The 19,696-nt window shown below is 70.5% G+C and carries 19 protein-coding genes; 9 read left to right on the forward strand and 10 right to left on the reverse strand.

The features are described from left to right. The first annotated feature begins 73 nt into the window (after positions 1-73). Together FBY41_RS15000 and aat are read left to right on the forward strand one after the other, a co-directional pair. Positions 74-1,060 (forward strand): carbohydrate kinase family protein, encoded by a 987-nt coding sequence (locus tag FBY41_RS15000; protein ID WP_141844989.1) that lies wholly within the window; start codon positions 74-76, stop codon positions 1,058-1,060. A gap of 31 nt (positions 1,061-1,091) precedes the next feature. Further along, positions 1,092-1,766 (forward strand): leucyl/phenylalanyl-tRNA--protein transferase, encoded by a 675-nt coding sequence (gene aat, locus FBY41_RS15005; RefSeq protein ID WP_141844990.1) that lies wholly within the window; start codon positions 1,092-1,094, stop codon positions 1,764-1,766. Here aat and FBY41_RS15010 read toward each other — a convergent pair. Both FBY41_RS15010 and FBY41_RS15015 read right to left on the reverse strand, forming a co-directional pair. Beyond that, on the reverse strand, positions 1,735-2,007 hold the full coding sequence (locus FBY41_RS15010) for a sulfurtransferase TusA family protein (protein ID WP_141844991.1): 273 nt from the start codon (positions 2,005-2,007) through the stop codon (positions 1,735-1,737). The genes aat and FBY41_RS15010 overlap by 32 nt on opposite strands. Beyond that, a complete protein-coding gene (locus FBY41_RS15015) occupies positions 2,004-3,218 on the reverse strand; it encodes a cysteine desulfurase family protein (protein ID WP_141844992.1) in 1,215 nt (404 codons plus the stop codon). Before FBY41_RS15015 ends, FBY41_RS15010 begins: the two co-directional genes overlap by 4 nt. Positions 3,219-3,362: 144 nt before the next feature. Between FBY41_RS15015 and ctaC the strand changes: the two genes are divergently transcribed. Genes ctaC through FBY41_RS15030 form a run of 3 tightly spaced genes read left to right on the forward strand, consistent with a single transcriptional unit; the run spans position 3,363 to position 6,442 of the window. Continuing rightward, positions 3,363-4,274 (forward strand): aa3-type cytochrome oxidase subunit II, encoded by a 912-nt coding sequence (gene ctaC, locus FBY41_RS15020; RefSeq protein WP_260439791.1) that lies wholly within the window; start codon positions 3,363-3,365, stop codon positions 4,272-4,274. Then, positions 4,274-6,037, forward strand: coding sequence for an aa3-type cytochrome oxidase subunit I (ctaD, locus tag FBY41_RS15025; RefSeq protein WP_141844994.1), 1,764 nt, complete (start codon positions 4,274-4,276; stop codon positions 6,035-6,037). The genes ctaC and ctaD overlap by 1 nt, the downstream gene beginning before the upstream one ends. A gap of 3 nt (positions 6,038-6,040) precedes the next feature. Continuing rightward, the gene (locus FBY41_RS15030; RefSeq protein WP_141844995.1) at positions 6,041-6,442 is read left to right on the forward strand and encodes a cytochrome c oxidase subunit 4; all 402 of its coding nucleotides are present in this window, start codon (positions 6,041-6,043) and stop codon (positions 6,440-6,442) included. Positions 6,443-6,749: 307 nt separating this feature from the next. Here the strand turns inward: FBY41_RS15030 and FBY41_RS15035 are convergent, their stop codons facing one another. From FBY41_RS15035 to ctaE, 5 genes are all read right to left on the reverse strand, one after another. Continuing rightward, on the reverse strand, positions 6,750-7,103 hold the full coding sequence (locus FBY41_RS15035) for a metallopeptidase family protein (RefSeq protein ID WP_141844996.1): 354 nt from the start codon (positions 7,101-7,103) through the stop codon (positions 6,750-6,752). Positions 7,104-7,424: 321 nt separating this feature from the next. Further along, entirely contained in the window at positions 7,425-9,194 is a 1,770-nt protein-coding gene (gene qcrB / locus FBY41_RS15040; protein ID WP_141844997.1) for a cytochrome bc1 complex cytochrome b subunit, read from the reverse strand. After that, a complete protein-coding gene (gene qcrA / locus FBY41_RS15045) occupies positions 9,191-10,294 on the reverse strand; it encodes a cytochrome bc1 complex Rieske iron-sulfur subunit (protein WP_141844998.1) in 1,104 nt (367 codons plus the stop codon). Before qcrA ends, qcrB begins: the two co-directional genes overlap by 4 nt. Before the next feature lie 49 nt (positions 10,295-10,343). Continuing rightward, the gene (gene qcrC, locus FBY41_RS15050; protein WP_141844999.1) at positions 10,344-11,150 is read right to left on the reverse strand and encodes a cytochrome bc1 complex diheme cytochrome c subunit; all 807 of its coding nucleotides are present in this window, start codon (positions 11,148-11,150) and stop codon (positions 10,344-10,346) included. A 115-nt stretch (positions 11,151-11,265) separates the two neighbouring features. Beyond that, a complete protein-coding gene (ctaE, locus tag FBY41_RS15055; protein ID WP_141845000.1) occupies positions 11,266-11,928 on the reverse strand; it encodes an aa3-type cytochrome oxidase subunit III in 663 nt (220 codons plus the stop codon). Positions 11,929-12,152: 224 nt separating this feature from the next. Here ctaE and FBY41_RS15060 point away from each other — a divergent pair, with 224 nt between their 5' ends. Together FBY41_RS15060 and trpD are read left to right on the forward strand one after the other, a co-directional pair. After that, entirely contained in the window at positions 12,153-12,626 is a 474-nt protein-coding gene (locus FBY41_RS15060; RefSeq protein ID WP_141845001.1) for a response regulator transcription factor, read from the forward strand. A gap of 3 nt (positions 12,627-12,629) precedes the next feature. Beyond that, positions 12,630-13,682 (forward strand): anthranilate phosphoribosyltransferase, encoded by a 1,053-nt coding sequence (gene trpD / locus FBY41_RS15065; RefSeq protein ID WP_141845002.1) that lies wholly within the window; start codon positions 12,630-12,632, stop codon positions 13,680-13,682. 78 nt (positions 13,683-13,760) lie between these two features. Here the strand turns inward: trpD and FBY41_RS15070 are convergent, their stop codons facing one another. After that, positions 13,761-14,045, reverse strand: coding sequence for an Lrp/AsnC family transcriptional regulator (locus tag FBY41_RS15070; RefSeq protein ID WP_141845003.1), 285 nt, complete (start codon positions 14,043-14,045; stop codon positions 13,761-13,763). Then, positions 14,042-15,841: a DEDD exonuclease domain-containing protein gene (locus tag FBY41_RS15075; RefSeq protein WP_141845004.1), complete on the reverse strand. Its 1,800-nt coding sequence runs from the start codon at positions 15,839-15,841 to the stop codon at positions 14,042-14,044. Before FBY41_RS15075 ends, FBY41_RS15070 begins: the two co-directional genes overlap by 4 nt. A 135-nt stretch (positions 15,842-15,976) precedes the next feature. Between FBY41_RS15075 and FBY41_RS15080 the strand changes: the two genes are divergently transcribed. Together FBY41_RS15080 and FBY41_RS15085 are read left to right on the forward strand one after the other, a co-directional pair. Next, on the forward strand, positions 15,977-16,342 hold the full coding sequence (locus FBY41_RS15080; protein WP_221629286.1) for a hypothetical protein: 366 nt from the start codon (positions 15,977-15,979) through the stop codon (positions 16,340-16,342). A 41-nt stretch (positions 16,343-16,383) separates the two neighbouring features. Then, the gene (locus tag FBY41_RS15085) at positions 16,384-17,751 is read left to right on the forward strand and encodes a hypothetical protein (RefSeq protein WP_141845005.1); all 1,368 of its coding nucleotides are present in this window, start codon (positions 16,384-16,386) and stop codon (positions 17,749-17,751) included. 13 nt (positions 17,752-17,764) lie between these two features. On the opposite strand, the gene FBY41_RS15090 is transcribed toward FBY41_RS15085, so the two are convergent. Then, on the reverse strand, positions 17,765-19,555 hold the full coding sequence (locus tag FBY41_RS15090) for an AMP-dependent synthetase/ligase (RefSeq protein WP_141845006.1): 1,791 nt from the start codon (positions 19,553-19,555) through the stop codon (positions 17,765-17,767). Between the last annotated feature and the right edge of the window lie 141 nt (positions 19,556-19,696).

Consider the following 19,696-nt stretch of genomic DNA (forward strand, 5'->3'; position numbering starts at 1 on the left):
CGAGCAGCACCACCAGCACCTCCCGAAGGGCCCGACCGTCACGGTCGGGCCCTTCGCGCGCTAGGTTTCCGGTGTGCAGATCGCAATTGCCGGATCCATCGCCACCGACCACCTCATGACGTTCGAGGGCTCCTTCAAGGACTCCCTCGTCGTCGAGCAGCTCGACAAGATCTCGCTCTCCTTCCTCACCGGCGACCTCCAGGTGAGGCGCGGGGGAGTGGCCGCCAACATCGCCTTCGGCATGGCCGGCCTCGGGCTGCGCCCGATCCTCGTCGGCGCGGTCGGTGAGGACTTCGCCGACTACCGGTCCTGGCTGGAGCGCCACGGCGTCGACTGCACGTCGGTGCACTACTCCGAGAGCCAGCACACGGCTCGCTTCATCTGCACGACCGACAACGACATGGCGCAGATCGCGACCTTCTACGCCGGGGCGATGAGCGAGGCCCGCGACATCGAGCTCGCTCCCGTCGCCGACCGCGTCGGAGGGCTCGACCTCGTGCTCGTCGGCGCCGACGACCCCGAGGCGATGGCCCGCCACACGGAGGAGTGCCGCTCGCGGGGCATCCCCTTCATCGCCGACCCCTCCCAGCAGCTCGCCTTCTCCGACGGCGAGGGCATCCGCGGCCTCATCGACGGCGCGACGATCCTCTTCACCAACGAGTATGAGGCGCACCTCACCGAGCAGAAGACCGGGTGGAACCACGACGAGATCCTCGACCGGGTCGGCACGCGGGTCATCACCCGCGGCTCGGGCGGGGTGACGATCCACCGCAAGGACGCGGAGACGATCACCGTCCCCGTCGCCCGCGAGGTGCGCCGCGCCGACCCGACGGGCGTCGGCGACGCGTTCCGCGCCGGCTTCATCACCGGCCTCGCAGCGGGCCTCACCACCCGGCGGTGCGCCGAGCTCGGCTCGATGCTCGCCACCTACGTCATCGAGACGGTGGGCACCCAGGAGTACGTCCTCAGCAAGGCGCACTTCCTCGCGCGCCTCGCCGAGGCCTACGGCCCGGAGTCGGCCGCCGAGATCGAGCCGCACATCGTCTGCCACCGGCCGTAGTCGCCCCGGTCCGCCGCCCTCGCGCCACGACGTGCCCATCCCGCCGCCCCCGACGAACTGGGACTTCGCGCTCGACCAGGTCGCGCCCGGCGACGACCTGATCGGCGTGGGTGCCGACCTCGACGTCAGCACCCTCTACGCCGCCTACACGCAGGGCGTCTTCCCGATGGGCATCGGTGAGCACGGCGCCCCGCCGATCGGGTGGTGGTCGCCCGACCCCAGGGGCGTGCTGCGGCTCGACGACCTCCGGGTGCCCCGGTCGCTGCGCAAGTCGATGCGCCACCTCGAGGTGCGGGTCGACACCGCCTTCGAGGCCGTCGTGGCCGCGTGCGCCGACCCCGACCGCGACGGCCGCTGGATCACTCCCGAGGTGGCGCACGCGTATGCCGCGCTGCACGAGGCCGGCTGGGCGCACTCCGTCGAGACGTGGCAGGACGACCGTCTCGTCGGCGGCCTCTACGGGGTGGCCATCGGTGGCCTCTTCGCGGGCGAGTCGATGTTCCACACCGTGCGCGACGCCTCCAAGGCGGCGCTCGTCGCGCTGCGCGACCTGCTGGCCGCCGACGGCGACCCGCGCCGCCTCATCGACGTGCAGTGGCGCACCGACCACCTCGCGACCCTCGGCGTGAGCGAGATGACGCGCGAGGACTACCTCCGTGGCCTGCCGGAGGTTCTCAGCGCTCCGCTGCCGGCCCTGTGGGCGTGACCTCGACGACGTATGCCGTGTGGTCGGCCTCCGCCTCCGCGCCGACGAAGCGCTGACCGCGCATCCGGCACCAGGCGGGCACGTCGGAGGCTGCCGCCGGGTCGGTGGCGAGCACCCGGACCGTCACCGGCACCTCTCCCGGAGGCAGCCCGCGCACGAGCCGCGCCAGGCGGATGACCGGCAGGGGGCAGCGCTCACCGCGGGCGTCGACGACGAGGGGCTCGTCCGGGGATGCGCTCACAGGTCACCGACCCCGAGCTCGGAGCGCACGCGCGCCACCGTCGGGGCGAGGACGGCGCAGAAGTCGGCCACGTCGGCCTCGATCGCGGGTGAGACGGCCGGCAGGGGGAGCGTGACGCGGACGTTTCCGTGGGTCAGCACGCCCATCGCCGCGAGCACGTGACTCGGCTCGAGCGTGCTCGACGTGCACGCCGAACCGCTCGCGACGGCATACCCCTGCTGGTCGAGGGCACCGACGAGCGCCTCGCCGTCGACGTAGAGGCTCGAGAAGGTGACGACGTGGGGCAGCCGGTCGTCGGGGTCGCCGACGACGACGGTGTCAGGCACGCCCGCGGCCGCCTCGCGCACCGCGCCGACGAGCGAGCGGGTGCGGGCCTCGTCGGCCGCCGTCGTGGCGCTGGCCTGCTGCCAGGCCTCCGCGGCCGCCAGGGCGACGGGAACCCAGGGGCTGACGTCGGTGCGGCCGTGCTCGACGTCGGCGCGGGCGCCCGACCACTGCCAGCGCACGCCCTCACGGACGACAAGCACGCCGAGCGGGGGACCGCCCCAGGAGCGGGCGTCGCCGACGAGGACGTCCCAGTGCTCCGGCACGGCGTCGCGGCCGAGGCCCGCCATCGCGTCGACGACGAGCGGTATGCCGTGGGCCCGGGCGGCCGCGTGCGCGTCCTCGAGCGGCTGGCGGGTGCCGACCTCGCCGTTGGCGCTCTGCAGGGCCGCCACCACCGTGCCGGGAGCGGCGAGGGCCCGCTCCCACGTCTCGAGGTCGACCCGCCCGAGCCCGTCGACGGGCACCTCGGCGAGCAGCGCGGGATCGTCCGACCGGGCGGCGCGCGCGCGGGCCGGCACGAGGACTGCGGAGTGCTCGACCGCGGAGGCCACCGTCCGAGCGCCACGCCGGCGGGCGGCATACCGCACCCCGTCGATCGCGCGCTCGAGCGCCGTCGGGCCGCTCGGCAGCAGGCTCACCTCGACGGGGCGCACCCCGAGACCGCTCGCGATGACCTCGCGGGAACGGTCGAGCAGGGCCCGCGCGGTGCGGCCCTCGGCGTGGAGGCGGGCGGGGTCGGCCCAGCCGGCTGAGAGGGCGGCGACGAGGGTGTCGCGGGCGACGGGGTGGAGGGGCCCCGAGGCAGCGTCGAGGAGCCGACGGCGGCCGTCGGGCGCCGGAGTCTGCGGGGGTCCAACGTTCGTTCCCGGATCGTGACTGGGCACGGCGCAACGTTAGCCACCCCTGCGGACAACCCGGAGGACGGGGCGGTAGGGTTCGGTGGTGGGCACCTCGCTGCCCGGATGCAGTTGTGAGATCGCTCGGAGGCGCCCCTCGGGCGCCCGCGGACGGAACGAAAGGTGCACCTGGTGCCTGAGCACGACGAGACCCCGGCGACTACGCCGGTGGTGACAGACCCTCGACGGCGTCGGCGCGCCGCGAAGGCGGCCCCCGTCGCGGCGCTGGTCGCGCTGGCCCTCGCAGGGTGCCAGGGCGAGGTCTCCAACGGCTTCCTGCCCAAGGCCGTGTCCGAGGGTGGTCAGCGCGTCACCGACCTGTGGGTCGGCAGCTGGATCGCCGTCCTGCTCGTCGGCATCCTCACGTGGGGCCTGATGCTCTACGCCGCCGTGCGCTTCCGCAAGCGCAAGGGCGACGAGACCCTCCCGGTGCAGCTGCGCTACAACGTGCCGATGGAGCTGCTCTACACGGTCATCCCCGTCTTCATGGTCGCCGTGTTCTTCTGGTACACCGCGCGTGACGAGGCGGCGCTGGTCAGCACGAGCGCCAAGCCCGACGTCACGGTCAGCGTCGTCGCCAAGCAGTGGAGCTGGGACTTCAACTACGTCGACTCCAACGTCCACGAGACCGGGGTCCACGTCGACCCGAGCGACCCCAACGCCCGCGACGAGATGCCCGTGCTCTACCTGCCCGTCAACAAGCGCGTCGAGTTCGTGCTCAATGCCCGCGACGTCATCCACAGCTTCTGGGTGCCGCAGTTCCTCATGAAGATGGACATGATCCCGGGCAAGACCAACAAGTTCCAGGTCGTCCCGACCCAGACGGGCACCTTCCAGGGCAAGTGCGCCGAGCTCTGCGGCGCCTACCACTCGCAGATGCTCTTCATGGTCAAGGTCGTCACGCAGGACGAGTACGACGCCGCGATGAAGCGTTTCGCCGACCTCGGCCAGACCGGCCTCATCCCCGTCGACGCCAGCCGCGAGCAGATGGTGCCCGCCGACGCCGACAAGATCCCCGCACCCGCACGCACTGGGAGCAACTGATGACCTCCACAACGTTCAACCGGGAAGCCCAGGTGCCGTCGGCGACGATGGAGCGCAAGCGGTCCACGAAGGGGCAGACCTTCGTCCGCTACGTCACGACGACCGACCACAAGGTCATCGGCAACCTCTACTTCATCACCTCGTTCGTCTTCTTCCTGCTCGGCGGCGTCATGGCGCTGTTCATCCGCGCCGAGCTCTTCGCGCCGGGTCTGCAGATCGTCGACAACCCGGAGCAGTTCAACCAGCTCTTCACGATGCACGGCACGATCATGCTGCTGCTCTTCGCGACGCCGCTCTTCGCCGGCTTCTCCAACGCGCTCATGCCGCTGCAGATCGGCGCCCCGGACGTCGCGTTCCCGCGCCTCAACATGTTCGCCTACTGGCTCTACCTCTTCGGTGGGCTCATCGCGTCGGCGGGCTTCCTCACGCCCCAGGGTGCCGCGTCCTTCGGCTGGTTCGCCTACGCACCGCTCTCCGACGTCAGCTACTCGCCGGGCGTCGGCGGCGACCTCTGGGTCTTCGGTCTCGCCCTCGGTGGCTTCGGCACGATCCTCGGTGCCGTCAACTTCGTCACGACGATCGTGTGCATGCGCGCCCCCGGCATGACGATGTTCCGGATGCCGATCTTCACGTGGACGGTTCTCGTCACGTCGCTGCTCGTGCTCGTCGTTTTCCCGATCCTCGCGGCCGCGCTCTTCGCCCTCGGTGGTGACCGGCGCTTCGGGATGCACATCTTCGACGCCGAGAACGGTGGGGCCATGTTGTGGCAGCACCTCTTCTGGTTCTTCGGCCACCCCGAGGTCTACATCATCGCCCTGCCCTTCTTCGGCATCATCAGCGAGATCCTGCCGGTCTTCTCGCGCAAGCCGATCTTCGGCTACAAGACGCTCGTCTTCGCGACCATCGCGATCGCGGCCCTCTCGGCCAGCGTCTGGGCCCACCACATGTACGTCACCGGCCAGGTGCTGCTGCCCTTCTTCGCCGTGATGACGATGCTCATCGCCGTGCCGACCGGCGTGAAGTTCTTCAACTGGATCGGCACGATGTGGGGCGGCAAGGTCGTCATGGCCACCCCGATGCTGTGGGCGATGGGCTTCCTCGTCACCTTCCTCTTCGGCGGCCTGACGGGCATCATCCTCGCGAGCCCCGCACTCGACTTCCACCTCTCCGACAGCTACTTCGTCGTCGCCCACTTCCACTACACCGTCTTCGGCACTGTGGTCTTCGCGATGTTCGCCGGCTACTACTTCTGGTGGCCCAAGCTGACCGGCAGGATGCTCGACGAGCGGCTCGGCAAGATCCACTTCTGGATGCTCTTCATCGGCTTCCACATGACCTTCCTCATCCAGCACTGGCTGGGTATCGAGGGCATGGCGCGTCGCTACCCGGACTACCTCCCGGCGGAGGGCTTCCAGCCGGCCAACGTCGTCTCGAGCATCGGCGCCTTCCTGCTCGGCGCCTCGATGATCCCGTTCATGTACAACGTCTGGAAGACGTGGAAGAAGGCCCCCCTCGTCACCTCCGACGACCCGTGGGGCTACGGCGCCTCGCTCGAGTGGGCGACGTCCTGCCCGCCGCCGCGCCACAACTTCACGTCGCTGCCGCGGATCCGCTCCGAGCGCCCCGCCTTCGACCTGCACCACCCGGAGGCCGCACCCGGCGCCCGCCCGGTCGCAGACCAGGGCACTCTTGTGCAGGTGATGGGTCCGGCCGACGTCGAGGCCGAGCACACGACGGCCCGCACGGGCGAGAAGGAGAACTGACCGATGCGCGTCGAGACCAAGCTCTTCGTCTACCTCTGCATCTTCTTCATCCCCGTGGTGCTCATCTACGGGTTCTGGTCGAAGTGGCAGGAGCCGATCGGCGTCACCGCCCTCATCCTCACCGGGGCGCTGTTCGCCCTCTCCGGCTTCTACTTCTGGATGACCGGCAGGAAGCTCCCCCTTCGCCCGGAAGACAACATCAAGGGCGAGATCGACGAGCAGGAGGGCAACTACGGCTACTTCGTCGCGAGCTCGTGGACGCCGCTCTGGCTCGCCGGCTCCGGCGCTGTGATGTTCCTCGGGCTGGCTGTCGGCTGGTGGCTCTTCATCATCGGCGCAGCCTTCGGCATCGTGGCCGTGTGCCTGTGGGTGTTCGAGTCCTTCTCCGGCGAGTACTCCATCTGACCCCCGCCACGCCTGTCTGACGACGAGAGGCCCGGACGCATCAGCGTCCGGGCCTCTCGCTTCGAGATCGGTGCCTCACGGGCCCTCGGGCCTGCGGTGCGATCGTGCTGGAGAGAACATCTGGGGGCACCTCCGTCCGATCGATCTATCGGTGCTTCGACGGTAAGCCGCAACTGCTGTCGCGTAAAGGGGTCTGTCCACCGAAGCGTTGAAAGTGTCCCGCCTGCGAGACGCCCTCGAGTGCGAGCGGCATCGGGCCCTGCGGGCCACGTCGGCGTTCGTCAACCGGCAGGCGCGTCGGCGTCCGTCAGCCCCAGCCGAGCTCGTGCAGCTGCTCGTCCGAGATGCCGAAGTGGTGGGCGATCTCGTGGACGACGGTGACGGCGATCTCCTCGCGCAGCTGCTCGGGGGAGTCGCAGAAGCGTTCGAGGGGGCCCTGGAAGATCGTGATGCGGTCGGGGAGGGACCCGGCGTCCCACCAGCCGTCGCGCTCGGTGAGCGGCACCCCGTCGTAGACCCCGAGCAGATCGGGGTCGTCCTGAGGCGGCTCGGGCTCGACGAGGATGACGACGTTGTCCATCGCCTGCGCCAGCTCCGGGGGGATCGAGTCGAGCGCGTCACCGACGGCCTGCTCGAACTCGGCGTCACTGAGGCGGTGCATGGGACAGAGTCTTCCATGCACCGCCTCAGTGACGCGTCAGGCCCGGTCAGGGGCCGTTGGTTGAGGGGCTGTCGGGTGAGGTGCCCTCGGTCACGAGCCGTCGCCGTCGTGGCCTGGCGCCGCCGGAGCAGGCGTCTGCGAGAGGAGGCCGTCCGCCAGCTCGGAGTGCTGCTCGATGAGCTGGGAGTGCTCGACCCGGCGCTCGAGGGACTCGCCGGACGTGTCACCACAGAGCCCTGCGCGTCGGCGAGGATCGCAGCCTGGGGACAGCACAGCGGCCCGCCCCCCGGAGGGGGAGCGGGCCGCTGCGGGGAGCCGGCGTCAGTCGAGTCGCTTGTCGGCCTTGATCGACTCGCGCTCGGCGCCGGCGCCGGTGCTCTCGAGAGCCTCGTGCTCGCCCGCCGGCAGGGCCGCGTGCGGTTCGTCGTGCGCGTGGTGGGCCGCCTCGAGCTCGGCAGGGGTCACCGGTGCGACCCGGTCGACGAAGTAGAAGTGCGAGAGCTTGGCGCGCAGCCGCTCCTTGCGAGCGATGGGGCTGTCGACGCCGTTCTCGTCCTTCTCGGCGATGATCTGCAGCGGCTCGGGAACCTCGTGCTGCACGAGCGGCCAGCGCTCGTTCGGCGTGAGCGGTGCGTGGATCTCCTCGAACCGGCCGTCGGGGTAGCGCCAGATGGTGCCGGTCTCACGGCCGTGGAGCACCTTCTCGCGGTCGGCCCGCTGGAGGCTGAGGCAGATCCGCTTGGTGATCCAGAAGGCGATGGGCGGGCCGATGAAGAACAGCGTGCGCAACGCCATGGTGATGTCGTTGATGGACAGGTGGAGCTTGATCGCGATGAGGTCGTTGCCGGCCGCGAAGAAGAGCACGCAGTACATCGTGATGCCGGCGACGCCGATGGCGGTACGCGTCGGGGCGTTGCGCGGGCGGTCGAGCAGGTGGTGCTCGCGCTTGTCACCGGTCACCCAGGACTCGACGAACGGGTAGGCGCCGATGACGCCCCACATGATGGGCAGCAGCAAGATCGAGCCCGGGAAGATGTTCATGCTCCAGGTGAAGTCACCCCACGAGACGAACTCGAACCACCCCGGCAGCAGACGCAGCGCGCCGTCCGCGAAGCCCATGTACCAGTCCGGCTGGGAGCCGGCGGTGACAGGGGAGGGGTCGTACGGGCCGTAGGCCCAGATCGGGTTGATCGTGAAGAGTGCCGAGATCAGCGTGATGACGCCGAACACCATGAAGAAGAAGCCGCCGGCCTTGGCGATGTAGACCGGCATCAGCGGGTAGCCGACGACGTTGGTGTTGGTGCGGCCGGGCCCGGGGTACTGCGTGTGCTTGTGCACGAAGACGAGCAGGATGTGGGCCGTGAAGAGGCCGATGAGGATCGCCGGGATGAGCAGGATGTGCACGGAGTAGAGGCGCGGCACGATCGCCTCGCCCGGGAAGGCGCCGCCGAAGATGAAGTACGACACGTACGAGCCGACGACCGGGATCGACTGGACGAAGCCGTTCATCGCGCGGATGCCGGTGCCCGAGAGCAGGTCGTCGGGCAGCGAGTAGCCGGCGAAGCCCTCGATGCAGGCGAGCATCGACAGGATGGTGCCGAAGACCCAGTTGATCTCACGCGGCTTGCGGAAGGCGCCGGTGAAGAAGACGCGGGCCATGTGGGCGAAGACCGCGACGATGAAGATCAGCGCGCCCCAGTGGTGGATCTGCCGGATGAGCAGGCCGCCACGGATGTCGAAGGAGATGTCCAGCGTCGACCGGTAGGCATCCGAGACCATGACGCCCTGGAGCGGGATGTAGGACCCGTCGTAGGGGACGAGGGTCTGGCTCGGCACGAACCAGAACGTGAGGAACGCCCCGGTCAGCAGGCAGACGATCATCGAGTACATCGCGATCTCGCCGAGCATGAACGACCAGTGGTCCGGGAAGACCTTCTTGAGCAGGAACGACACGCCCTTGGCGGCGCCGACCCGGTCGTCGACCCATCCGGCGATGCCGCCGAGCGGTTTCGTCGACTCGTGCACCTGCTCGTCGCGACGGTCGTCGGCCCGCAGGCCCTGCGCCGGACGGCTCTCGTTGATGGTCGTCATCGCAAACGCTCCCAGAAACTCGGTCCGACCGGCTGGTCGAACCCTTGCGGGGCGACGAGGTAACCCGCGTCGTCGACTTGGATCTTGAGCTGCGGCAGCGGACGCTTGGCCGGGCCGAAGATGACGGTGCAGTCCTCGGTCAGGTCGAACGTCGACTGGTGGCAGGGGCAGAGCAGGTGGTGGGTCTGCTGCTCGTAGAGACCGACCGCGCACCCGACGTGGGTGCAGATCTTGGAGTAGGCCACGGTGCCGTCGACACCCCAGTCACGGGCCTTCTGGACCTTGATGAGCTCAGGGTCCAGGCGGATGAGGATGACAGCAGCCTTGGCCTTCGCCTCGAGCACGTGCTTGCCCTCGTCGATGAACTTCTGCAGCGTCTCCGGCATGACGTGGAAGACGGAGCCGTTCGTGACGTCCTCGAGCTTGATCGGCGTCATCTCGGGGTCGCGCATGAGGCGGATCGGCTTGCCGTCGTTGTAGGAGGGGTCCCAGATCGTGGTCTTGAGCTCCTCGACATCCGTCGGGCCGAGCGAGCCGGCGACCTGCAGGCCGAGCGGCAGGGCGAAGAGGCCGAGCGCGCCACCGAGGGTGTACTTGATGAGGGGCCGACGAGGCAGCTGAGCAGCCTCGCCGCCCTTGCTCACGGACGCGACGGCCTTCGCGCGGTCCTCCGGGGAGGAGGCCTGCAGGTGGCGCTCCTCGACGACCTCGGTGTCGGGCATCAGGGTCTTGGCCCAGTGCACGGCGCCGAGACCGATCATGAGGATCGAGATGCCGAGCGAGACACCGAGCACGACGTTCTGGGTGCTCGCGATACCGATGCCCGGGAAGTAGAACGTCGACTCGTCGGGCACGACGAAGTAGGCGACGAGGAAGACGAGGGCGCCCAGCATCGACAGGCCGAACATCGTGGCGACCTGGCGCTCGGCACGCTTTGCCGCGGACTCGTCGTCGTCGGCGAGCCGGTGCACGTGCGGCGGCAGGCCGGGGTTCTCGAAGCGGTCCACCGCGTCAGCCTGAGACTGCGCGACCACGCCACCCGGGGTGGCGGAGACGAGCGCGCCGCTCTCGCCGGGTGCCGTCGTCTCGTTGTCGTTCATCGGGTCCTGGTCCTGTCGTCAGTCGGGATGCGAAGCAGCCGCGGGGCGGTCATGCGGCCTTCTTGCCGAGCCACACCGCACCCGCGATGAGGATGCCCAGACCGAAGACCCAGGCGAAGAGGCCCTCGGAGACGGGGCCGAGGTTGCCGAGGCTGAAGCCACCGACGTTGGTCTGGTCGCGCTGGGCGGCGAGGTAGGAGATGACCTGCTGCTTGCCCTCGGGGGAGATGTTGCGGTCGTTGAAGACGGGCATCGACTGGGGGCCGGTCACCATGGCTTCGTAGATCTGGCGCGGCGTCGCCTCGTCGAGGGCCGGGGCGTACTTGCCACGGGTCAGCGCGCCGCCGGCGCCGGCGAAGTTGTGGCACATGGCGCAGTTGACGCGGAAGATCTCGCCGCCGGTCGCGATGGCCTTGTTGTTCTCCGGGGTGCCCGGCTGGATGACCGTCGTCCACTTCTCCTCGGGGATGCCAGGGCCGGCGCCGAGGGAGGCGACGTAGGCGGCCAGGGCCGCGATCTCGGTCTCGTCGAACTTCACCTTGTTGACCGGCGCCTGCACGTTGGGCCCGGCGAGCGGCATACGGCCCGTGCTGACCTGGAAGTCGACGGACGCGGCACCCACGCCGACGAGCGTCGGCCCGGACTTCGTGCCCTCGGCATTGACGCCGTGGCAGCTCGCGCAGTTGGCGAGGAAGAGGTTCTTGCCGTCCTGGACGGCGTCGGCGGAGACCGTGGGCGCCGCGTTGGCGTCCTTGGGGGCGAAGAAGGAGTACGCGCCTCCGGTCACGAGGAGGCCGAGCAGCAGCAGCACCGCGATCGCGGCGGGGTGTCGGCGTCGGGCGGCCAAGGCGTTCACGGTGCGGTCCTGTCGTCCAAGGTGGTCGTCGGTCGGTCGGTCGGGCGGTGGTGCGTGCCCGGAAGCGGTGGGGCTGGTGCTGGAACGAGGGCGATCGGTTCGGTCATCGATGCCGTCAGCGCAGGATGTAGATGGTCGCGAAGAGCGCGATCCACACGACGTCGACGAAGTGCCAGTAGTACGAGGTCACGACCGCGCCGGTGGCGTTGGCGTGCGTGTAGCGCCGGGTCGTGAAGGTGCGGGCGATGATGAGCAGGAACGCGATGAGACCGCCTGTGACGTGCAGGCCGTGGAAGCCGGTCGCCATGTAGAAGACCGACCCGTAGGCGTCGGAGCTCAGGGTGACGTTCTCGTGGACGAGCTCGGCGTACTCCATGACCTGCCCGGCGATGAAGAAGGCGCCGAAGAGGTAGGTGAGGACGTACCACTCCCGCATGCCCCAGCCCTTGAGGTCGTAGAGCTTGCCGGTGCGGGCCTTCTGGCCGCGCTCGGCCTTCCACACACCGAGCTGGCACCACACGGAGGAGATGACGAGCACGAGGCAGTTGATGCTCGCGAACGGCAGGTTGAGCTTCTGGGTCTGCTCGGCCCAGAGGTCGGTGCGCACGGAGCGGAGCTGGAAGTAGACGGCGAAGAGGCCGGCGAAGAACATCAGCTCGGACGACAGCCACACGATGGTGCCGACGGCAACCATGTTGGGCCGGGTCGCCGGTCCGTGCGCCGCCGGATTCATCACTGCACTGGAAGGAACTGCTGATGCTGTCGCCACGTTGGCCATTATTCCCACATTCCTCTGCGCCTGCGCGAGTGACCCCCCCGTTTGGAGCGGTTTGTTGATCGGGTGTCGAGCATTCGTGACCATTCCGACATGCAGCGGGTCACGCCACCGCAGATGCTGCCGTATGCCGTCCGGTGGCGTCACGCAGGCCCCCCGACACGGGCCCCGACCACGCCCGGGAGGTTGCTGCAGCGCGAGAGGGCGGGGCCGGTAGCATCGGGCGCATGACCGCCCCGAACGACGCCTCGAACGACAGCGCGCCCTCGACGCAGCTCACGACGACGGGCTCGCAGCCCCAGCCGCGCATCGAGGTGTCGGTCCTGCTCTACAGCGACGACTACACGACGCGTGACGCCGTGCGCGCGGCCGTTGGGCGCCGCCCGGCCAAGGACATCGAGGTGGTCCGCTGGCACGAGTGCGCCACCGCCGACGCGGTCATCAGCTCGGTCGACCACGAGCGCTTCGACATCCTCGTGCTCGACGGCGAGGCCGCCAAGGTCGGTGGCCTGGGCCTCGCCCGACAGCTGAAGAACGAGATCTTCAACTGCCCGCCGATCGTGGTCCTCACGGGCCGCCCGCAGGACAGCTGGCTGGCGGCCTGGTCGCAGGCCGACCTCGCCGTGCCGCACCCGCTCGACCCGATCGCGCTCACGTCGGCCATCACGACGCTGGCACGCTCGGGCGTTCCCGCGGCCTGACGCATGGCGACCGACGACCTGCGCACGTGGCCCGCACTTCTCTCGGAGCTCATCGCCGGTCGTGACCTCGACCGCTCCACGACCGCGTGGGCGATGGACCGCATCATGGCGGGTGAGGCGACTCCGAGCCAGATCGCCGGCTTCCTCATCGGCCTGCGCTCCAAGGGCGAGAGCGTCGACGAGATGAGTGGCCTCGCGGAGGTCATGCTTGGCCACGCCAGGCGCATCGAGGTCGAGGGGCCGAGCCTCGACATCGTCGGCACCGGCGGAGACCGGGCCCACACCGTCAACATCTCGACGATGTCGTCGATCGTGGCCGCTGCGGCGGGCGTGCGAGTCGTCAAGCACGGCAACCGCGCGGCGTCGTCGTCGTCGGGCAGTGCCGACGTGCTCGAGGCGCTCGGCATCGACCTGTCCCTGCCGCCCGAGCGGGTCGTCGAGATCGCGGGCGAGGCCGGCATCACCTTCTGCTTCGCCCAGACGTTCCACCCGTCGTTCCGGCACACCGCCGTGCCGCGCCGCGAGCTCGGCATCGGCACGGCGTTCAACTTCCTCGGGCCGCTCACCAACCCCGCCCAGCCGACGTATGCCGCCGTGGGCTGTGCCGATGCCCGCATGGCTCCGCTGCTGGCGGGCGTCTTCGCGAGCCGCGGCCGTGACGCGGCGGTCTTCCGCGGTGACGACGGTCTCGACGAGATCACCGTCTCGACGACGTCGGCGGTGTGGTGGGTGCGCGACGGCGCGGTCGGCCTCCGTTCGCTCGACCCGACACGCCTCGGTCTCGACCTGCACCCCATCGAGGCGCTGAGGGGAGGCGACGCCGAGCACAACGCCCAGGTCGTGCGCGACACCTTCGCGGGGCAGCACGGGGCGGTGCGCGACGCCGTCCTGCTCAACGCGGGCATCGCCCTCGCGCTGACCCGACCCGACAGCGGGTCCGACACGGCAGCCTTCCACGAGGACGTCCGGGCCGGCATGGCGCTGGCGACCGACGCGATCGACTCGGGTGCGGCGACGGCAGTCGTCGACCGCTGGGTGGCGGCAACCCGCGCTTGAGCCCGCCCGGGCTACCGAACGTGCGGCGAATGCGCCCCTGACCCGGCTGTTGCGTCGCCCGGGCTACCGAATGTGCGGTCAGGCGTCGTCGAGGCCGAGGCTGAAGGCTGCCTCGAGGTCGTGCGCGGAGTACGTGCGGAAGGCGATGTGCGTCGAGGTGCCGACGACGCCGGACACCTTGTTGAGGCGATCGGCGATGACGTCGGCGAAGTCGTCGTGCGACCGGACACGGACCATCGCGATGAGGTCGGCGTCGCCGGTCACGGAGTAGACCTCGGAGACAGCGGGGATGTTGGCGATCTCCTCGGCGACCTCGGGGATCCGGTTGACCTCGCAGCTGATCATGACGATGGCGGTGATCACGGTGACACCTTAGCCGTCGCCACCACGGCCGGCTCGGTGCGTCGTGGCCCTGCGGGTCGTGGGCCGGGTCGCCGGCCCGCAGCAGGCACGTCGTGGTCGAAACCGACGACGTCTCTCGCTGCGGCGACGGCCGGCTCGAGCTCGTGGCGGACCGCGCCGGCGCCGCCGACGGGGCAGGTCCACGTGCCGTCGAGCTCGACGATGCGCACACCGGGTGCCTCGAGCCACCGCAGCAGGAGCTCGGTCTCCTCGACGAGGGCCGACGGCCGGTCGGGGGTCGGCGGCGCGACGACCTCGGCGGTGGCCTGCAGGGTGCGGACGTAGACCATGGGGTCGGCTCCCCGCGGGCTGACGGTGGTGCCGGCGAGACGACCGTGTCGGATGCTCACGAGCTCCCACCCACCGTGGTCGGCGCGCCGTGCGGCGACGATCTCGGGGGAGCGGGTGAGCGGAGCCAGGCGCTGCGCCCGGGCCGCGCCCCGAACGAGCTGGAGGAAACGGTCGCGCACGCGGGCAGCGTCTTCGAAGCGCTCTGCCGATGCGAGCTCCTCGAGGCGCGCGCGCAGCAGGTCGGAGCCGGGCCGGGCGTTGCCGCTGAAGATCGCCGCGCAGTCGGCGACGACGATGGCGTAGTCGCCCTCGGACTGTGCCCCCGTGCACGGTGCACCGCAGCGGCCCATGTCGGCGAGCGCACACGCCGACGAGCGGCCCGAGAGCCGGCCGGTGCACTGCCGCAGCGGCACGACCTCGTGCACGGCGTCGATGGCGGACTGCGCCGTGAGGCGCGAGCGGAACGGTCCGATGTAGTGGGCATCGTCGTCACGCACCTGCTTGACGATCGACAGCCGGGGGAAGCGCTCGCTCGTCAGCTTCACCCACATCGTCTTGCGGCCGTCCTTGGACCGGCGGTTGAAGCGAGGCTTGTGCTCGTCGATGAGTCGCAGCTCGCGGACCTGGGCCTCGAGCGGGGTCTGGCACACGACGGGGTGCACGGCCTGCGCGAGCCGCACCATCTCGGCCATCCGGCTGCGCTGCTCGGAGGCGGTGAAGTAGGACCGGACTCGGGTGCGGATGTCGCGACTCGTGCCGACGTAGAGAACCCGACCGTTGCCGTCCTTGAAGAGGTAGACCCCCGGGGCGTGCGGCAGCGGGTCGGCGAGGAAGCGCTTGCGCCGCTGGGTCGGAGTGACCCGTGAGCTGTAGCTCGCAAGCTCCTCGAGTGTGCGCACGCCGAGGTTGCCGACGCGTTCGATGAGCCCGTGGAGCACGTCGACGGTGGCGCGGGCGTCGTGCAGGGCGCGGTGGTCCGGTGTCGTCGTCGCCCCGAAGACCTGGGCGAGCGAGCCGAGCCGGTGGTTGGGCGCCTCGTCACGCACGACGAGCTGGCGAGCGAGCTGGAGGGTGTCGAGCACCGCGAAGCCGGGCCAGGCCGTGCCGGTGCGGGCAGCTGCAGCCTTGAGGAAGCCGATGTCGAAGCCGGCGTTGTGGGCGACGAGCACGCTGCCGGCCGCGAACTCGAGGAAGGCGGGCAGGGCCGTCTCGATGCGTGGGGCGTCGCGCACCATGCCGTCGGTGATGCCGGTGAGCACGGAGATGAACGCCGGGATCGGCTCGCCGGGATCGACGAGGGTCTGGAACTCACCGAGGTGCTCGCCCCCGCGCACCTTGACCGCACCGATCTCGGTGATGCCGCACTCGGCCGGGGCGCCCCCGGTCGTCTCGAGGTCGACCACGACGAAGGTGACGTCGGCGAGGGAGGTGCCGAGGTCATCGAACGTCGACTGGATCGCCTGCATGCCCCGACGGTATGCCGCGGCGCCGACAACGCCCGGAAGGCGCGGCGGTCGTCGGGGCGGGCGCCGTGGAGTGTCGGTGGTCGCCCCTAGCGTCATTCGTGACAGAACGCAACGAGACGTGAAGAGGTGCCCAGGATGATGCTCGTCGACTGCAACACCTGCCCGGTGCGGCACGTCCGGTGCGCGGACTGCATGGTGACCGCGCTCACGGCCGTGCCCCTCGCCCCGCGCGAGGCCCCGCGCCCGGTCCTCACCGAAGCCGGTGCCGCCCCGGCCGCCATCGACGGTGGTCCGCAGGCAGGTCTCACCGCGCCACCGCTCCTCGCCCTCGACCGGGCGGAGCGCCACGCGGTGTCGGTGCTGCTCGGTGCCGGGCTCGTGACGGTCCAGGAGGCCAATGCGGCCCGCGCCGTGCCGAGTGAGGGTTCCACCCCCGCCAGCGTGCACACCCACCACGGGCCGTCCTCCCGCCCCGCGCGAGCCACCCGCGCCGCAGGCTGACCACGATCGGCGGCCGCGGGGTCGCGTGTCACCATGACGAGGTGTCGCGTCTCCGGCTCGTGCTGCCCGCGCTGGCCACCGCCCTTCTGGCCGTGCCGGTCGTGGCCTCCTGCACGGCGACGAGCGGCGCCGGCAGCCCGTCGAGCACCGTCGACCGCCCAGCAGCGGGAGCAACAGCCTCCCTGCGGGTGTCAGCTGCCCGGGCCGACGAGATCACCGCCCTCCTGACGGACCGCCTCGGTGCCGTCACGCGGGGAGACCGGGCTGCCTGGCTCTCCGCCCTCGCACCGGACGTCGGCCAGACCGTCCGAACGGCTCAGGGCCTGATCTTCGACCGGATGCGGGCCATGGGCGTCACCGATCTCCACGTCGTCTCGGTGTCCCTGCTCAGCGAGCCCGCACCATCGACCGCCACGCCGGCTACCGCGACGACCACCCCACCGACTGACCCCGCGATGCCCGCCACCCGCGCGAGGCTCACCGCCACCTACCGGCTCGCCGGCTTCGACACGAGCCCGCGCACGTTCGTCGTGGACCTGGCCCTCGCTGCCCAGCAGGGGAGCGACGCCACCGGAGCCGGCCCAGGCCCACGCCTGCGCTCGTGGGACCCCGCCGAGCGCCTCCAGCCGTGGGACCTCGATGGCCTGCGGGTCCGCCGCACCGCCGACGCCCTGCTGCTCGTCGTCGGCTCCGAGGCACGCCTCGACGAGCTCACCCGCCGCGCCCGGACGGCGGCCGGTCAGGTGGCAGCTGTCTGGGGTCGGTCCGAGCCCTCGGTGTGGGTCGCTCCCGGCACCGACGACGACGCGGCGCGACTGCTCGGCAGGACTGGCGCCTCGATGGCACGAGTCGCGGCGGTCACCGACGGCCCGCTCGAGCCGGGCGTGCCCGCGGGCGCCGACCGCATCGTCATCGTCCCGTCGCCGTGGGTGGGGCTGAGCGGTGTCGGTCGTGACGTCGTGCTCACGCACGAGCTGACCCATGCGAGCGTGCGAGCGTCGACGACGCGAACCGTGCCCTCCTGGCTGGCCGAGGGCTTCGCCGAGCTCGTCGCCTACCGCTCGGTCGCACTGCCCGAGCGCGAGGTCGTGGCGCCGGCGCTCGACCTCGTAAGCGCCCAGGGCCCTCCTTCGAGCCTGCCGGCCGCCGCGGACTTCGACCCGGCGGCGGGTCGGTTGGCAGCGGCATACGGCCTCTCACTGCTGGCCGTACGAGAGCTGGCCGACCGGCAGGGCACGGCTGCGCTCGTGCGCCTCTATCGCGAGGCGGCGGGCGGGCTCGCGGCGCCGGCCGCGAGCCTCGGCGACGCCGAGGCGATCACCGACCTCGCGCTCGTGCGGGCCGGCACCGACCGCGCGACTCTCGTGCGGCAGTGGCGCGCCCGCATCGCCTCGCTGACGACCTCGTGACCGCGACGGCCGCTCAGGAGTAGAGCTTCTCGACGTCGTCGGCGAAGTCCTTCATGACGACGTTGCGCTTCAGCTTGAGCGACGGGGTGAGGTAGCCGTTGGCCTCGGTGAAGTCACCCTCCAGCACGGTGAACTTGCGGATCGACTCCGCCTTGGACACCGCCTGGTTGGCGCGGTCGACGGCATGCTGGAGGGCCTCGAGGACGACGGGGTTGGTCCGCGCCTGCTCGATGGACACGCCCTCGACGCCGTGGCTCTTGGCCCACAGCGGCCACATCTCCTCGTCGAGCGTGACGAGCGCCGCGATGAAGGGCTTCTGGTCGCCGACGACGATGCACTGCGACACGAGCGGGTGAGCCCGGAGGCGGTCCTCGAGCACGGCCGGCGCGACGTTCTTGCCGCCGGCGGTGACGAGCAGCTCCTTCTTGCGGCCCGTGATCCGCAGGTAGCCGTCGTCGTCGAGGTCGCCGATGTCGCCGGTGTGGAACCAGCCGTCGACGACCGCGTCAGCCGTCGCCTGGGCGTTGCCGTGGTAGCCCCGGAAGACGCCGATCCCCTTGACGAGGATCTCACCGTCCTCGGCAATCCGGATGCCGGTGCCCGGCAGGGGAGGACCCACGGTGCCGATCTTGATCTTGTCGGGGGTGTTGACGCACACCGGTGCCGTCGTCTCCGTGAGGCCGTAGCCCTCGAGGATGATGACGCCGATGCCGCGGTAGAAGTGGCCGAGGCGCGTGCCGAGCGGCGCGCCGCCCGAGACGGCGTACTGCACCTTGCCGCCCATGGCCGCACGCAGCTTGCCGTAGACGAGCCGGTCGAAGATCGCGTGCTGCAGGCGCAGCAGCAGACCGGGACCACCGGCGTCGAGGGCCTCGCTGTAGGCGATCGCCACGGTCGCCGCGCGCAGGAAGATGCGGCCCTTGCCCTCGGCTGCGGCCTTCGCCTCGGCGGAGTTGTAGATCTTCTCGAAGACGCGGGGGACCGCGAGCACGAAGGTCGGCTGGAAGCCGGCGAAGTCGTCGAGCAGGGTCTTGATGTCGGCGGAGTGCCCCATCCGGGCCTTGGCGGAGACGCAGAGCACCTCGATGAAGCGGGCGAAGACGTGGGCGAGGGGGAGGAAGAGCAGCGTCGAGGCGCCGTCGGCACGCACGACCTCCTTGAGCTTCTCGGTGGCGTTCTCGGCGAGGTCGAGGAAGTTGCCGTGGGTCAGCTCGCAGCCCTTGGGACGGCCGGTCGTGCCCGAGGTGTAGATGATCGTCGCGAGGGACGTGCGGTCGAGAGCCTCGCGCCGGGCCGCGAGCTCGGCGTCGGGCACGGACGTGCCCTTCTGCCGCAGGGCGTCGAGGCCGCCGTCCGCGATGACGACGACGTCGGTGAGGTCGGGCAGCTGGGCCTCGACGAGCCCCACGGTCTCGCGGTGCGCAGGAGTCTCGACGACGCCGAGGACCGCACCGGAGTCTGAGAGGATCCACTCGACCTGCTCGGGCGATGAGGTCTCGTAGATCGGCACGACCACGCCGCCGGCACTCCACGTCGCGAAGTCGACGAGCGTCCACTCGTAGCGGGTACGGGACATGAGGCCGACCCGGCTGCCCGGCTGGACACCCGAGGCGATGAGCCCCTTCGCGACCGCGTCGACGTCGGCGGCGAACTCTCGCCACGTCGTCGTCGTCCAGCTGCCCCCGGCGCCCTTACGGGCGAAGGCGGCACCGGCAGGGGACTCGGCGGCGTTGCGGCTGGGCAGGTCGGCAAGGCTTCCCTCGGTGGTGACGGGGGCCAGCGGTGCGACGACGTTGTCCTTCACGGAAACTCCTCGTGAGCGGCGGGTGTGCAGTGGGGCTGACGACACCGACGGATGGCCAGCAGCGACGACGGTGCGGGCCACGCCCGGCGATGGCGTGAGAGGGGTCCGCCACGACGAGTCGCGGTGGGCTTCGCGCCCATC

Origin of the sequence: Humibacillus xanthopallidus (assembly GCF_006716675.1) — a bacterium.
Taxonomy (GTDB): domain Bacteria; phylum Actinomycetota; class Actinomycetes; order Actinomycetales; family Dermatophilaceae; genus Humibacillus; species Humibacillus xanthopallidus_B.

Bases quoted from the DNA above. Each gene is read 5' to 3' on its own strand.
- qcrA (WP_141844998.1), bottom strand. From the start codon at position 10,294: ATGAACGACAACGAGACGACGGCACCCGGCGAGAGCGGCGCGCTCGTC.
- qcrB (WP_141844997.1), bottom strand. From the start codon at position 9,194: ATGACGACCATCAACGAGAGCCGTCCGGCGCAGGGCCTGCGGGCCGAC.
- ctaD (WP_141844994.1), top strand. From the start codon at position 4,274: ATGACCTCCACAACGTTCAACCGGGAAGCCCAGGTGCCGTCGGCGACG.
- FBY41_RS15035 (WP_141844996.1), bottom strand. From the start codon at position 7,103: ATGCACCGCCTCAGTGACGCCGAGTTCGAGCAGGCCGTCGGTGACGCG.
- FBY41_RS15075 (WP_141845004.1), bottom strand. From the start codon at position 15,841: ATGCAGGCGATCCAGTCGACGTTCGATGACCTCGGCACCTCCCTCGCC.
- FBY41_RS15030 (WP_141844995.1), top strand. From the start codon at position 6,041: ATGCGCGTCGAGACCAAGCTCTTCGTCTACCTCTGCATCTTCTTCATC.
- ctaE (WP_141845000.1), bottom strand. From the start codon at position 11,928: ATGGCCAACGTGGCGACAGCATCAGCAGTTCCTTCCAGTGCAGTGATG.
- trpD (WP_141845002.1), top strand. From the start codon at position 12,630: ATGGCGACCGACGACCTGCGCACGTGGCCCGCACTTCTCTCGGAGCTC.
- FBY41_RS15080 (WP_221629286.1), top strand. From the start codon at position 15,977: ATGATGCTCGTCGACTGCAACACCTGCCCGGTGCGGCACGTCCGGTGC.
- FBY41_RS15060 (WP_141845001.1), top strand. From the start codon at position 12,153: ATGACCGCCCCGAACGACGCCTCGAACGACAGCGCGCCCTCGACGCAG.